A 13,588-nucleotide genomic window follows, 5' to 3' on the forward strand; every position below is an offset into this window, starting at 1 on the left:
AGCGCATCGCCGGGTGCGCGGTTCCGTTCCGTGCGGGCGGCCCGGGGGCTGATCGCGCCCGCGCGGCGGTAGCCGTCCATCGGACGCGGCCCCGCACCCCTTACGAGGCGTCGTCGAGGTCGGCCATCAGGAGTTCTCCGTTGATCGCCGCCCCGGCGCGGTAGCCACGGCTCGCCGCGTTGATCACCTGTTCCGCGAAGCCGCTCGCGTTGCCGGCCGCCCACAGGCCGGGCACGGTGGTCAGGCCCCGTTCGTCGATCACCGGGTAGCTGCCGAACGGGGTCTCGCGCAGCTCGGCGCCCAGCCTGATCAGCAGGTCGTTGTGGGGGACGGCGCGCGGGGCGGCGTACAGGACCTCGCGCTCGTGGACCGTGCCGTCCGCGAGCCGGACGCCGGTGAGGCGGTCGCCGGCGGTCACGAGTCCGGCCACCTCGCCGGGTACGACCGTGACCCCGGCGGTGGCCAGCCGGCGCAGGTCCTGGTCCGTCAGCTCCGCCTCGCCCACCTCGTGCAGGAAGAGCCGGACGTCCTTGGACCACTGGGTGACCATGAGCGCCTGGTGCACGCTGAGCGGTGAGGTGGCGAGGACGCCGGTCGGCAGGTCGCGTACCTCCCAGCCGTGGCAGTACGGGCAGTGGACCACGTCCCGGCCGAACCGCTCGGCGAGCCCGGGGACCGGCGGCAGCTCGTCCGTCAGGCCGGTCGCGATCACCAGGTGCCGGGCCCGCACGGTCCGGCCGCTCGCGAGGACGGCGGCGAAGTCCCCCTCCCGGGCCACGTCCACCACCCGGTCCCGGACCAGTTCCACCCCGTACCGGGCGATCTCCTCGCGCCCGACGGCCAGGAACTCCGCCGGGGACATGCCGTCCCGGGACAGATATCCCTGCATGTGCGCGGACGGCGCGTTGCGCGGCTCGCCCGCGTCGACGACTAGCGTGCGGCGCCGGGACCGGCCCAGCACCAGCGCGGCGGACAGGCCGGCGGCTCCGGCGCCGACGACGACGACTTCGTACCCGTTGTTCTCGGTCATGGGGCGACGGTCGCCCGGGGGCCGCGGGATTGACAAACGGATTTGCCGTTCCTGCAATAGGGGCCATGAGCACAGACGACGTACTGGCGGACGTGGGCCCGAGGCTGCGCCGCATCCGCAAGGAGCGGGAGGTGACCCTGGCCGCGCTGTCCGAGGCCACCGGCATCTCCGTGAGCACCCTCTCCCGGCTGGAGTCGGGCCTGCGCAAGCCCAGCCTCGAACTGCTGCTGCCGATCGCCCAGGCGCACCAGGTGCCGCTGGACGAGTTGGTCGGGGCGCCGCCGGTGGGGGACCCGCGGGTGCGGTCCAAGCCGATCGTCCGGGGCGGGCGCACCCACTGGCCGCTGACCCGCCAGCCCGGCGGCCTACAGGCCTTCAAGGTGCTCGAACCCCAGCGCAGGCAGGATCCCGACCCACGGACCCACGAGGGCTACGAGTGGCTCTACGTCCTCTCCGGCCGGCTCCGCCTGGTCCTCGGGGAGCACGACGTCGTGCTGTCCGCGGGCGAGGCGGCCGAGTTCGACACGCGGGTGCCGCACTGGTTCGGGTCGACGGGGGAGGGGCCGGTGGAGTTCCTGAGCCTGTTCGGACCGCAGGGGGAGCGGATGCACGTACGGGCGCGGCCCGCCCGCACGTGACCTACGCGACTGTTCCCTGATCGGCAAGCGACCGCTTAGTATGCGGTCGGACCCGGTCAGACGAAGCAGTCCCGTGGAGGCCCCGCATGCAGGCATGGCAAGTGCACGAGAACGGCGAGCCGAGCGAGGTGATGCGCCTCCATGACGTCGAGCGGCCCACGCCCGGCGAGGGCCAGGTGCTGCTGCGGGTGCGCGCCGCCAACGTCAACTTCCCGGACGCGCTGCTGTGCCGCGGCCAGTACCAGGTGCGTCCGCCGCTGCCCTTCACGCCCGGCGTGGAGATCTGCGGCGAGACCGAGGACGGCCGCCGGGTGATCGCCAACCCCGCGCTGCCCCACGGCGGCTTCGCCGAGTACGCCCTCGCCGACGCCCGCGCCCTGCTGCCCGCGCCCGATTCGCTGGACGACGCCGAGGCGGCCGCCCTGCACATCGGCTACCAGACCGGCTGGTTCGGCCTGCACCGCCGCGCCCGCCTGGAAGCCGGGGAGACCCTGCTGGTGCACGCCGCCGCCGGGGGCGTGGGCAGCGCCGCCGTGCAGCTCGGCAAGGCGGCCGGCGCCACGGTGATCGGTGTCGTGGGCGGCGCGGACAAGGCCGCCGTCGCCCGGCGGCTGGGCTGTGACGTGGTGGTCGACCGGCGTTCCGAGGACGTCGTCGCCGCCGTGAAGGAGGCCACCGGCGGCCGGGGCGCCGACGTCGTCTACGACCCCGTCGGCGGCGAGGCCTACGCCCAGTCCGCCAAACTGGTCGCCTTCGAGGGCCGGATCGTCGTCGTCGGCTTCGCCGGCGGCACCATCCCGAGCCCGGCCCTCAACCACGCCCTGGTGAAGAACTACTCGATCGTCGGCCTGCACTGGGGCCTGTACAACACCAAGAACCCGAAGCTGGTCCAGCGCTGCCACGAGGAACTGACCGAGCTGGCCGCCCGGGGCGCGATCAAGCCGCTGGTCAGCGAGCGGGTGCCGCTCGCCGAGGCGGCCGGTGCCGTGCAGCGGGTCGCCGACGGGGTGACCACGGGCCGGATCGCCGTCGTGCTGGAGAACGGAGCCGTCGCATGACCGACGCCGCAGAACTGCGCCGCCGTACCCGGGAGCTGCTCGCGCAGCACCCGCCCGCGAGCACCGACCGCCTGGACTTCCTCCGGGCCCGCTTCGACGCCGGCCTCGCCTGGGTGCACTACCCGGAGGGCCTCGGGGGACTCGGCGCCCCGCGCACCCTCCAGGGGGTCGTGGACGCCGAGCTGGCGGTGGTCGGCGCCCCCGACAACGACCCCCGGCGCATCGGCATCGGGCTCGGCATGGCCGCGCCGACGATCCTGAAGTACGGCACGGAGGAGCAGAAGCGCCGCTATCTGCGCCCCCTGTGGACCGGCGAGGAGGTCTGGTGCCAGCTCTTCAGCGAGCCCGGCGCCGGCTCCGACCTCGCCGCGCTCGGCACCCGGGCGGTGCGTGAGGGCGACAGCTGGGTGGTCAACGGGCAGAAGGTGTGGACGTCGAGTGCGCACCTGGCCCGCTGGGCCATCCTCATCGCCCGCACCGACCCGGACGTGCCCAAGCATCAGGGCATCACCTACTTCGTCTGCGACATGACCGACCCGGGCGTCGAGGTCCGGCCGCTGCGCCAGATCACCGGCGAGGCCGAGTTCAACGAGGTCTTCCTCACCGACGTCCGCATCCCCGACGACCGCCGCCTCGGCGAGATCGGCGACGGCTGGCGGGTCGCCCAGACCACGCTGAACAACGAACGCGTCGCCATCGGCGGCATGGCCCTGCCCCGCGAGGGCGGCATGATCGGCCCCGTCGCGAAGACCTGGCGGGAACGCCCCGAACTGCGCACCCACGACCTGCACCAGCGCCTGCTGAAGCTGTGGGTCGAGGCCGAGGTCGCCCGGTTCACCGGTGAACGCCTGCGCCAGCAGCTCGTCGCCGGCCAGCCCGGCCCCGAGGGCTCCGGCATGAAGCTCGCCTTCGCCCGCCTCAACCAGGAGATCAGCGGCCTGGAGGTCGAACTCCGCGGGGAGGAGGGCCTGCTGTACGACGACTGGACCATGCGCCGCCCCGAGCTGGTCGACTTCACCGGCCGGGACGCCGGCTACCGCTACCTGCGCTCCAAGGGCAACAGCATCGAGGGCGGGACCAGCGAGGTCCTGCTGAACATCGTCGCCGAGCGCGTCCTGGGCCTGCCCGCCGAGCCGCGCACCGACAAGGACGTCGCCTGGAAGGACCTCGCCCGATGACCGACCTGCTGTACTCCGAGGAGGAAGAGGCGCTGCGGGCCGCCGTCCGCGACCTGCTCACGGACCACTGCGCACCGGCCGACGTGATCACCCGTGCCGAGTCGGACACCCCGCACGACCGCGCCCTGTGGAAGCTGCTCGCCGACGGCATGGGCCTGGCCGGGCTTCTGGTGCCCGAGGAGCGCGGCGGCCAGGGCGCCTCCGCGCGCGAAGCCGCCGTCGTACTGGAGGAGCTGGGGCGGGCGGTGGCTCCCGTGCCGTACCTCACCAGCGCGGTCGTGGCCACCGAGGCCCTGCTCGCCTGCGACGACACCGAGCTGCTGGGACAACTGGCCTCGGGGCGCACCATCGGCGCCCTCGCGGTCGGCCTGCACACGGCCCCGGGCGCCGGCCTCACGACCGTACGCGTGGAGAACGGCACCCTGCACGGCGAGCTGACGGGGATCGCGGACGCGGCCGTCGCCGACGTCCTGCTCGTCCCGGCCGACGACGGCGGCCTGTACGCCGTCGCCGCCGACGCCGTGACGGTCACCCCGCAGGTCTCCCTGGACCTGACCCGCCCCCTCGCGGGCATACGGCTGGAGGGTGCTCCCGGCCGCCGGGTCGGCGCCGCCGAACCCGCCGTACGCCGTGCCCTGCGCGCCGCCGCCGGACTGCTCGTCTCCGAGCAACTGGGCGTGGCCGACTGGGCGTTGACGGAGGCCGTCCGGTACCTGAAGGAGCGCAAGCAGTTCAACCGCCCGGTCGGCGGGTTCCAGGCGCTCAAGCACCGGCTCGCCCAGCTGTGGCTGGAGGTCGTGCACCTGCGGGCCGCCGCCCGCGCCGCCGCCGACGCGCTCGCCACCGGCGAGGACCTGGAGATCCGGGTCGCCGTCGCGCAGGCGTACGCGGCGCCCGTCGCCGTCCGTGTCACCGAGGAGGCGTTGCAGCTCCACGGCGGGATCGGGATGACCTGGGAGCACCCGGTCCACCTGTATCTCAAGCGGGCCAAGGCGGACTCGATCGCGTACGGCACGGCGGGCGCCCACCGGGAGGCGCTGGCCGCGCTGGTCGACCTCCGGGCACCCCTCCCGGCACCCTGACACCCCCACGGTGAAGCCCGCCCCACCCGGACGCTGTTGGTTTATTCCGCCCCGCTGGATCTCATTCAGCGGGGCGGAGTGCTGCGAAGGGTGAAACGCGGGTCTTGGCGAGTGGTCTGCCGGCGAGCCAGGCATCGATGCGGGCGAGGTTGACGGCGGCGCCGGTGAAGTGGTGCTGCAACCGGGTTTTGGCGAGGCCGCGGTAGCGGGATCTGCGCAGGCCGAACGCCTGGACGCCCTGTGCGATGGTGCCCTCGACGCCGGCTCGGTGTCCGTAACGGCGGCGCCACTGGTCAGTGTCCTGCTCGATACGGGCTTGCTGAAGGATGTCGTGCTCGGTCTTCGGTCTCAGAGTCAGGTTGCGGCCGGTCCTGGAGCTGGTGCACGAGGTCCGCAACTCACAGGGGTCGCAGTGCCGGGCGGCGAACCGGACCCGGGTGACCGGGGCGTCGAACTGGCTCTGGGATTCCCGCCAAACAACACTGGTCTGTCCGCCGGGGCAGACGGCCTGACGCTGGTCCCACTCGATGGTGAAGCGGGGTGTTGTCGAAGATGTCGCCGGTCGCCTGTCCCTTCACGGTGTTGGATTGGACCGGGCCGACCAGCTCGATGCCGTGATCGCGGCGGGCCTGGTGGATCTGTTCGGCGTCGATGTATCCGGCGTCCACCAGGTGCTCGTCTGGCATCAGGCCCCGTTCGGCCAGGGCGGTGTGGATGTCCTCCAGGACGAGGACGTCGTCGACGGGCGCTGGCGTGGTGCGAATGTGGGTGATCAGATGCGGGGCGTCGGGCTCGCAGGTCTCGCTGAGGTGGACTTTGTAACCGGACCAGCCCAGTTCCCGTTTCGAACCAGTGCGGGCCTCGGGCTCATAGGGGGTCCGTAAGCGGATCAGACCGGGTGGAAGGTTCTTCGTCCCGCGCCAGCGCACGGTGCCCTCGACGTGGTGGTACTGCTGCACCCAGGTCTGCCGCAGGAACTCCACTGCGGGCAGGCTTCGCAACGAGGGCGGTGACGCGGCCGACCAGACGGCCTCCAGCAGCGTCATGCCGTCGGTCCCGCACTGGTCGGCGTGTTCGACTCGGGCGGCCCACCGGGACGCGAAGCGGCTGTCCTCCGGCCTGGCCGAGTAGCGGTCGAACCACTCCGGCGGTGACACCGTCACCAGCCAGTCCCCGGCCTCCGCCGCCACCTGGTTCAGTGCCGCGCGCAGGGTCTCGACCACGAACTCCAGCCGGTTCAGGTCCCGTGTCGCGGCCAGCACGTGGGTAGCGTCCGTGCGCTGCCGCTTGCCCGCCTTGACCAGCCCTGCCTCGCCGGCCGCCCGGAGTACCGCGTCGAACACTGTCTGGCCGGCCTCGCCGCCGACCAGCCGGGCACGGAACTCGCTGAGCACCGAGAAGTCGAATCCGGTGTCGGCCAACTCCAGTGAAAGGGCGTACTTCCAGTCCAGACGCGAGCGGACCGCGTGCGCGGCCTGCCGGTCGGTCAGCCCCTCGGCGAACTGCAACACCGACACCAGCGCGAGCCGGGCCGGAGACACCACCGGCCGCCCCCTGGCCGGGAACAGTTCCTCGAAATCAGCGTCCGAGAACACCGGACCGAGAACATCCCGCACACGCATCACCGGGCATCCCTTCGGGAACACCACACGCGCCAGCCGAGCGGTCTCCTCCGGGATCTCCGCCAGATCCACGCCATGCAGCGACACCGAACCCACCCCTCAACACGACGACGGCCTGCACAACCCCAACGGGGTCATGCAGGCCGTCGTCACGCCCACACTCGATTTACCAACAGTGTCCACCCGGGGCGGGCTTTCTCGTGTCCGCGCACCGGCGAAGTGAACAGAGCGCCAACTCCCCGTGAGAGGTGGCCCCTTCGCCGGCAAGTGCACGCATACTCTCCCCGGTCCCCATCACCCCCAGGGAGGCAGTGCATGGCCCTCACCACCCGCCGCAGAGCCCTCACCACCCTCGGCGCCGCCCTCGCGGGCACGCTCGCCCTGCCCGCCGGCCCCGCACCGGCCGTCGAGCGGACGCGTCGCCCGCGCCCGCTGTGGCACGCCCACGCCCACAACGACTACGAACACCCGCGGCCCCTGTTCGACGCCCTCGACCACCGGTTCGGCAGCGTGGAAGCCGACATCTTCCTCGTCGGCGACCAGCTCCTCGTCGGCCACGAGGCATCCGACCTCGACCCGTCCCGCACCCTCGAATCCCTCTACCTGGAACCGCTCGCCGCCCGGGTCAGGGCCAACCACGGCACCGTCCACCGGGGTTCGCGCCGGCCGCTCCAGCTCCTCATCGACATCAAGACCGAGGGCTCCGCCACGTACCTCGAACTCGACCGCCACCTGCGCCGCTACCCGCGCCTGTTCACCCGCCACGCGCACGGCCGTGTCCACCCCGGCCCGGTCACCGCGGTCATCTCCGGCGACCGGGCGGCCCGTGCCCCGATGGAGGCGCAGACCGAGCGCCGCGCCTTCTACGACGGCCGCCTCGCCGACCTCGGCGGCCCCGCCCCGGCCTCCCTCATCTCGCTGATCAGCGACAACTGGACGCAGAACTTCACCTGGACGGGCACCGGGACGTTCCCGGACGCCGAGCGGCAGAGACTGCGGAGCATCACCGGCGCCGCCCACGCGCGCGGGCAGCAGGTCCGGTTCTGGGCCACCCCCGACACCGCGGGCCCCGCCCGGGACGCACTGTGGTCGGAACTGCTCGCCGCCGGGGTCGACTACCTCAACACCGACGACCTCGCCGGCCTGGAGGCCTTCCTCGACGCCCACCCCTCCGCGTAACACCACACGATCGGAGGACACGTCAGCAGCCCGGACAAACCCTCCGCTACGCCACACTTGCGGCCGAACGCCGCACACGGGGCGTGGCGGAGGAGGGTTCCCGATGGTCATTTCCATCTCTGTGGTGCTGCTGCTTCTGGTCCTGGCCGTGATCTTCATCCGAAACTGCTCGTTGAAGATCTCCCACGCCCTGGTCTGTCTGCTGCTCGGCTTCTACCTGGCCTGCACGAGGCTGGCGCCCACCATCCAGAGCGGGCTCACCGCGACCGCCGACCTGGTGAGCGGCCTGCGGCCCTGAGCCGCCGGGCTTCAGCCGGTGGGGTAGCAGCCTCAGTCGGTGGAGTGCCGGCGTCAGCCGTTCACCGGCTCAGCCGGTGGAGAAGACGCCGATGCCGTTGGGCACCGGGCGTTCGGCGCCGCCGCTGGGGTGATTGCGCACCGTCACGGCGGTGGCGTCCGTGTCGCGGGCGACCAACTCCGTCGAGCCGCCGCCGTCGAGGTTGAAGGCGGCCGTGGCTCCCAGCGAGCGCATGGTCTTCGCCTCCTCGGCGACGGTCAGCCCGCTGCGGTACTTCGCCGCGCCGTCCAGCGCCAGCAGCAGCATCTGCTGTCCGCCGCCCTTGTACCCGACGACCGTCCGTACCGCCGAGGTGCTGTCGTCCAGTCCGGACAGCGGGCTGCCGTCGCGCAGGACCGGGAAGCCGCCGATCGCGAACGTGTACGGCACCCCGGACGAGGCCGCCACCAACGTGTGCGTCACGTCCACCGGGTCACCGACCGACAGCTCGCGCAGCCGCCGCGCGCCCTCCTCGCGCCCCAGCAGGACCGTGGTGTCCGCCGGGATCGAGCCGCTGCCCGGGGCGGCGGTCGCGGAGACCACCCGGCCCCCGCGGACCTTCACCTCGTACGTGTCGTCGCTGCACGGCGCCGCGCGCCGGGTGTCCGTGCCGCACACGGCCCGAGCCCGGGAGGCGCTGCCCCAGCGCGCGGTGAAGGCGCCGACCGAATCCACCGGCAGCGCGTACTGGTTGAGGCCCTTCAGCGGCAACCGCCCCTGCGGTGTGCCGACCGAGCCGGAGAGGGAGAGGCGGTCCAGCCGGGCCCGCCGGTCGGTGCCCACGCCGAACACGTCCCGGGTGGTCGTGCCCGCGGGCAGCGCGGGTCCGAACCGCTGCCCCTTGGGCACCGCCGCCTTGAGCACCCGCCCGTCGGCCACGGCCGGTCCGACGGCCGCGCCCGTGGCCTGCACGCCCGGGTGTTGCGTCTCGGTGATGTTGAAGAAGTCGCCGTTCACCCCGGCGACCGCGCCGGCGGAGTCCGCCAGCCGGGAGACGGTCGCCCGCGCCGCCACCGCGCCCGGGTACAGCAGGTCGACGTGGACGTGCGGGTTGGCCAGGTCCACCGTGAGCAGGTGCGCGCGGGCCTTCCCCGCCGCCCCGTCGATGTCGAACTGCCGGTAGGTGACGCCAGGCGCCAGCCGCCTGCCCGCCGGCGCGGCACCGGCCGGTGCCGCCCCCGTCAGGGCCGCACCGGCCAGCACACCCAACGCCGTGACAACCGTGAGAACCGCTCTGCCCGCCGCCGAACGCCTGCGAGGTCTCGTCACCGTGCCCCCTGATGTCTCGTCAACTGTCCTCAGTGCAGGGGAAGTGCAGCAGACTCGGGCGGCCGGCGGGCCGACTAGGCGTCGACGACGCGAGAACGGGTGAGAAAACGCACCCCCTCGGGTGCCTCCAGGGAGAAGCCGCTGCCTCGTCCCGGCACGACGTCCACGATCAGCCGGGTGTGGCTCCATGCCTGGTACTGGCTCCGCGACATCCAGAACGTGACGGGCTCCGGCACGCCGTCCACCGCCAGTTCGGCCAGCAGCACGTCCGAGCCGCCGGTACGGAACTCGCCGTCCGGGTAGCACATCGGGGCGCTGCCGTCACAGCAGCCGCCGGACTGGTGGAACATCAGCGGGCCGTGCTCGGCGCGCAGACGGCGCACCAGCTCCGCGGCCTGCGGGGTCAGCGCGACGCGCGGGATCTCCTCTTCCATGTCACCGTCCTGGACAGCGGGGGCGTCGGATCGTCGGCTCCAGTCTCACGCATGGTCACGAACCCGTCCAGAACGCCTCGTGGCCCCGCCGTTCTTGTTTGCGGGGAGAGTTGGGACCATGGGACGCATGCGCCCCTCCTCCCTGAGACCGCCCGAGCCGCGCTTCGTCCCCGCCGGTGAACACCCGCTGTGGGACGAGGCACTGGCGACGGTCAACCGCGACCTCGCGGCGACCCTGCCCGGGCAGCGCCCGCTGTGCCTCATCGCGTACCCGGCGGACGCACACGAGGACGAACAGGTCTACGTCGCACTGGCCGACGGCAACGCGCACGGCAACTCCCTCGGGCCGTCCGGCTCCGCCCACCAGGCGCTGTGGACCGTCGCCGAGGCCGCCCAGGACACGATCACGGGGTGCCTGTGGCAGGCGTGGCCGGTCTGCACGCTCCACGGCCTCGGGATGCACATGCGGGAGGAGTCCGGCCGCCCGGTCTGGAGCTGCGCCGGCGGCGGCCGGCCCGGCGATCCGGCCCATGTGCGCGCGGCGGTGGGAGAGCTGGACACGGTGCACCGACCTCACCGACCGAACCGGAAGCGCCGTAAGGACGGCAGGGGGCGTGAGGGGGGTGAGGGGCGGGGGTGCTAGGGCGGCAAGGGGCGGGGGCACTGGGGCGGCTTGGAACGCCGGGGCGGCAGTCACCGCGAAGGCGCCAGGGACGGCAAAGGGGGGCCAGGGCCAGTGCCGTACCCGTCCGCGTGCTGCCCGCCGACCCCGACGAGGGCCGCCGCTGCCTTCTCCAGTTGCAGGTGACGGCGAGGTCGGTGCTCGGTGTGCTGACCCTGCACCGCGGCGGGCTGGTCCTGGACGACGGCTGGCTGCGGGTGTACGGCGCGGGCGGAGCCGACGGCGGGCTGCCGAGCCTCGGCCGGGTCAACGGATTCCCCGAGGAGCCGGACCCCCACTGGCACCCGGCGGCCGGGCTCGTCGTCGGCCCTGACGTGCTCGGCGGTGTCTTCTGCCTCAACGGCCACGACCCGGCGGGGAGCGGCCGGCCCGGCGATCCGGGGCAGACGACCTACTTCGCGCCCGACACCCTGGAGTGGGAGGCGCTGGACGTGGGCCACTCGGCGTGGATCGGCTGGCTGCTGGGCGGTGGGCCGGAGAGGTTCTACGCGGGGCTGCGCCGGCAGGGCTGGCGGGAGGAGGCGGCGTCCCTGGAGCTGACCCAGGGCATCAGTGTCGTCCCGTTCCTGTGGTCCGAGGAGGCGCACGAGGACCTGGCCGCCACCGGCAGACGGGCCGTGGCGCTCCGCGAAGTCGTCGGCGTGTCCGCCGACTTCGCCCGCCGACTGGGCCCGGCGGATCCGCGGTTCCTGGGCGAGTCGTGACGCCGCCGCACGCCCGCGGGCCCGTCGGCAGGGCCGGGCCCGTGCCGCCCAGGACGGCGGTCCCGGGGCCGGTGCGGACAGCCGACGGGTGAGCCGTGGCGCGTTCAGCGTGTGGAGTCGCGGCGGTCCCGGCGGGCGCGGTGGGCGCGGCGGGCCTCCGGCAGCAGCGGGAGCAGCGACAGGACGATGACCACGGCGACCAGCAGCAGCAGATAGTCGTCGATGTGGGGGACGGAGGCGCCCAGGGTGTACCCGGCGAGCACCAGCGTCTGCGACCACAGCACACCGCCCACCGCCTGCCAGAGGGTGAAGGTCCGCGCCGGCACATCCAGGGCACCGGCCACCGGGTGCAGGACCGTTCGCAGCAGCGGCACGAACCGGCCGATCACCAGCGCCTTGCCGTGGCCGTAGCGCGCCAGCAGCCGCTCCGCCCGCGCCGCCGCGCCCTTCACCCGCCCGCTTCGCGTGCGCGCCAGCAGGGCCCGGCCGCCGTGCCGTCCGATCAGATACCCCACCTGGCCGCCCACCACCGCCCCGATCGCGGCGCACACCAGCACCTGCCACAGCGCCAGCCGCGGCTGCTGCTGGGCACTGCCCGCGCACAGCACACCGGCCGGGAACAGCACCGTGTCACCGGGCAGGAAGAAGCCGACGACCAGCAGACCCGACTCGGCGAAGACCACGGCCAGGACGCCCAGCGCTCCGAAGGCGGCCAGCACCGAGGCGCTGTCCATCGGGTTGACGGCGATCACCGGCCGCGCCTCCTGGCCTCCTCGGGGGCCCCTGTCCGCTCCCCAGCATCGCGTGCCCGGCGCACGTGTGCGCGCCGGTCGCGGAGAGCAGCCGGACGCGCCGGCCTCGGAGCGGTGTCCGCAATCGGAGCGTTCCGACCGGGTGAGGATATGGATCACCACCAGGCCATCGGTCCGCTCGAAGCCGAGGCCGGCGTCGAGGGGGACGAGGTGGTCGGCGTCGAGGACGACGAGGTGGTCGGCGTCGAGGACGACGAGGTGGTCGGTGTCGTGCTCCGTGATGATCTGGAACCTGTCCCGCTCGGGTATGTCCAGCGCGTCCACGAGCGCCCGGTGCGCCACGTCGGTGATCGCTGTCCGAACGAGGGGGTCAGCGGGTCAGCGGCACCCACGTGCCGTGGGGCGCGACCCGCAGCAGGGAGGACAGGCCGGCCTCGTGGAAGGCCAGTTCGATCTCGGGCAGCCCTTCGGAGAAGTGGGCCCAGCCGTCGTAGTGGGTCGGTACGACGACCTCCGCGCCCAGGACGGCGGCAGCGGCGGCGGCCCGGCGGCTGTCCAGGGACAGGGGCCGCCCGTCGAACTTCGCCGGCACGCGTGCCGCTCCCGCGTGCAGGACGGCCGCGTCGATGCCGGGCACCCGGCGGGAGATCTCCGCGACCGTGCGGATCGAGGCGTTGTCGCCGCTGACGTACACGGTGGGGAGCCCCTGCCCGGACAGCACGAACCCGATGACCTCGCAGTTGACGTTGCCGTCCGCGTCGCGTTCGCCGTCCTCGGGACCGTGGACGGCGGGAACGGCCAGCACGGTCAGATCGCCGCCGCCGTCCGGTCGGGGCAGGCGGTGGCCGGTCCACGGGGAGAGGCCGACGGCGGGTGAGCCGAGCCGCTCCGCCGCGCGCGGCCCCGTGAGCACCAGCGGGGCTGTCTTCGCGAACGCGCGGCCCCGCCCGTCGAGGTTGTCGGGGTGGGCTTCATGGCTGACCAGGACGAGGTCGACCGGCCCCACCGCGTCCTCGTCGGCGGCGGGCCCGGCGGTCTTGGTGAGGTACCCCTGGGGGCCCGCCTCGTCGAAGGTCGGATCGCTGACGATCCGCAGGCCACCGATGTCGATGACGGCCGTGGGGCCGCCCAGCACGGTGACCGCGCATTCCTGCCGGGACAGCCCTGTGCTCATCGCGGCCCTCGCAGAGTGGTCTTGGTGGTTCGGTTCACACCATCCACGCTAGCGAGGTCCCGGTGGCTGGGGAAATGCCTGTGGAGACGCGTCCATGCGCCGCGGGCATGGACGCCTGCGCCCCCCCGTCTCAGGAGGCCGCGGAGACGCCGATGCCGATGGCGATGAACAGCCGGCCGGTCGTCCGCTCCCAGCGGTGGCGGATCTTCGGCCGGGCAAGGAAGGTCCGCAGCCCGCGCGGCGACGGCGTGAGGAAGCCCTCGGTGAAGCCGGACCGCCACCGGGCGCGGGCCGGTTCGTCCGGGGCCGGGATCCGCGGGGCGGTGAGCCCCTCCGGGCCGTCCGCCGCCGCTGTCTCGGAGCGGCGCTCACGGGCGGTCCGCCGGGGGGGTGCCCCTATGGGTTTCGTCAACCCGTGGGGGCAGGTTGCGGTTCGTAGAAGGTGCCGT

At 73.3% G+C, this 13,588-nt stretch carries 13 protein-coding genes and 2 pseudogenes; 8 read left to right on the forward strand and 7 right to left on the reverse strand.

Translation table 11 applies throughout. The features are described 5' to 3' along the window. Window positions 1–100: 100 nt before the first annotated feature. The gene (locus IE294_RS25875) at window positions 101–1,030 is read right to left on the reverse strand and encodes an NAD(P)/FAD-dependent oxidoreductase (RefSeq protein ID WP_189889976.1); all 930 of its coding nucleotides are present in this window, start codon (window positions 1,028–1,030) and stop codon (window positions 101–103) included. Window positions 1,031–1,095: 65 nt separating this feature from the next. Here IE294_RS25875 and IE294_RS25880 point away from each other — a divergent pair, with 65 nt between their 5' ends. From IE294_RS25880 to IE294_RS25895, 4 genes are all read left to right on the forward strand, one after another. After that, a complete protein-coding gene (locus IE294_RS25880) occupies window positions 1,096–1,668 on the forward strand; it encodes a helix-turn-helix domain-containing protein (RefSeq protein WP_189889978.1) in 573 nt (190 codons plus the stop codon). Window positions 1,669–1,754: 86 nt separating this feature from the next. After that, entirely contained in the window at window positions 1,755–2,726 is a 972-nt protein-coding gene (locus IE294_RS25885) for an NADPH:quinone oxidoreductase family protein (RefSeq protein WP_189889979.1), read from the forward strand. Next, complete coding sequence (locus IE294_RS25890; protein ID WP_189889981.1) at window positions 2,723–3,904, forward strand: acyl-CoA dehydrogenase family protein; 1,182 nt, start codon at window positions 2,723–2,725, stop codon at window positions 3,902–3,904. The genes IE294_RS25885 and IE294_RS25890 overlap by 4 nt, the downstream gene beginning before the upstream one ends. Continuing rightward, window positions 3,901–4,986: an acyl-CoA dehydrogenase family protein gene (locus tag IE294_RS25895; RefSeq protein WP_189889983.1), complete on the forward strand. Its 1,086-nt coding sequence runs from the start codon at window positions 3,901–3,903 to the stop codon at window positions 4,984–4,986. The genes IE294_RS25890 and IE294_RS25895 overlap by 4 nt, the downstream gene beginning before the upstream one ends. A 61-nt stretch (window positions 4,987–5,047) precedes the next feature. On the opposite strand, the pseudogene IE294_RS25900 reads toward IE294_RS25895, so the two are convergent. Further along, window positions 5,048–6,695, reverse strand: a pseudogene (locus tag IE294_RS25900) (IS1182 family transposase). Between the two features lie 228 nt (window positions 6,696–6,923). Between IE294_RS25900 and IE294_RS25905 the strand changes: the two are divergent. Both IE294_RS25905 and IE294_RS25910 read left to right on the forward strand, forming a co-directional pair. Further along, complete coding sequence (locus IE294_RS25905; protein ID WP_189889985.1) at window positions 6,924–7,787, forward strand: phosphatidylinositol-specific phospholipase C/glycerophosphodiester phosphodiesterase family protein; 864 nt, start codon at window positions 6,924–6,926, stop codon at window positions 7,785–7,787. 103 nt (window positions 7,788–7,890) lie between these two features. Next, complete coding sequence (locus IE294_RS25910) at window positions 7,891–8,085, forward strand: hypothetical protein (protein WP_189817225.1); 195 nt, start codon at window positions 7,891–7,893, stop codon at window positions 8,083–8,085. 69 nt (window positions 8,086–8,154) lie between these two features. Here IE294_RS25910 and IE294_RS25915 read toward each other — a convergent pair whose 3' ends face one another. Both IE294_RS25915 and IE294_RS25920 read right to left on the reverse strand, forming a co-directional pair. Further along, entirely contained in the window at window positions 8,155–9,327 is a 1,173-nt protein-coding gene (locus IE294_RS25915; protein ID WP_189890016.1) for a phosphodiester glycosidase family protein, read from the reverse strand. 140 nt (window positions 9,328–9,467) lie between these two features. After that, window positions 9,468–9,827 (reverse strand): DUF779 domain-containing protein, encoded by a 360-nt coding sequence (locus IE294_RS25920; RefSeq protein WP_189889987.1) that lies wholly within the window; start codon window positions 9,825–9,827, stop codon window positions 9,468–9,470. Window positions 9,828–9,954: 127 nt separating this feature from the next. Here IE294_RS25920 and IE294_RS25925 point away from each other — a divergent pair, with 127 nt between their 5' ends. Together IE294_RS25925 and IE294_RS25930 are read left to right on the forward strand one after the other, a co-directional pair. Further along, entirely contained in the window at window positions 9,955–10,470 is a 516-nt protein-coding gene (locus IE294_RS25925) for a hypothetical protein (RefSeq protein WP_229917344.1), read from the forward strand. Next, on the forward strand, window positions 10,464–11,213 hold the full coding sequence (locus IE294_RS25930) for a DUF2625 family protein (RefSeq protein WP_268252811.1): 750 nt from the start codon (window positions 10,464–10,466) through the stop codon (window positions 11,211–11,213). The genes IE294_RS25925 and IE294_RS25930 overlap by 7 nt, the downstream gene beginning before the upstream one ends. 104 nt (window positions 11,214–11,317) lie before the next feature. Here the strand turns inward: IE294_RS25930 and IE294_RS25935 are convergent, their stop codons facing one another. From IE294_RS25935 to IE294_RS25945, 3 genes and pseudogenes are all read right to left on the reverse strand, one after another. After that, entirely contained in the window at window positions 11,318–11,965 is a 648-nt protein-coding gene (locus tag IE294_RS25935; RefSeq protein ID WP_189890017.1) for a DedA family protein, read from the reverse strand. A 370-nt stretch (window positions 11,966–12,335) separates the two neighbouring features. Further along, window positions 12,336–13,139: an MBL fold metallo-hydrolase gene (locus IE294_RS25940; RefSeq protein ID WP_189889991.1), complete on the reverse strand. Its 804-nt coding sequence runs from the start codon at window positions 13,137–13,139 to the stop codon at window positions 12,336–12,338. 130 nt (window positions 13,140–13,269) lie between these two features. Beyond that, window positions 13,270–13,588, reverse strand: a pseudogene (locus tag IE294_RS25945) (hypothetical protein); the annotation flags it as partial.

The sequence above is a fragment of the Streptomyces canarius genome, assembly GCF_014650735.1.
GTDB classification, from domain to species: Bacteria; Actinomycetota; Actinomycetes; order Streptomycetales; family Streptomycetaceae; genus Streptomyces; species Streptomyces olivaceoviridis.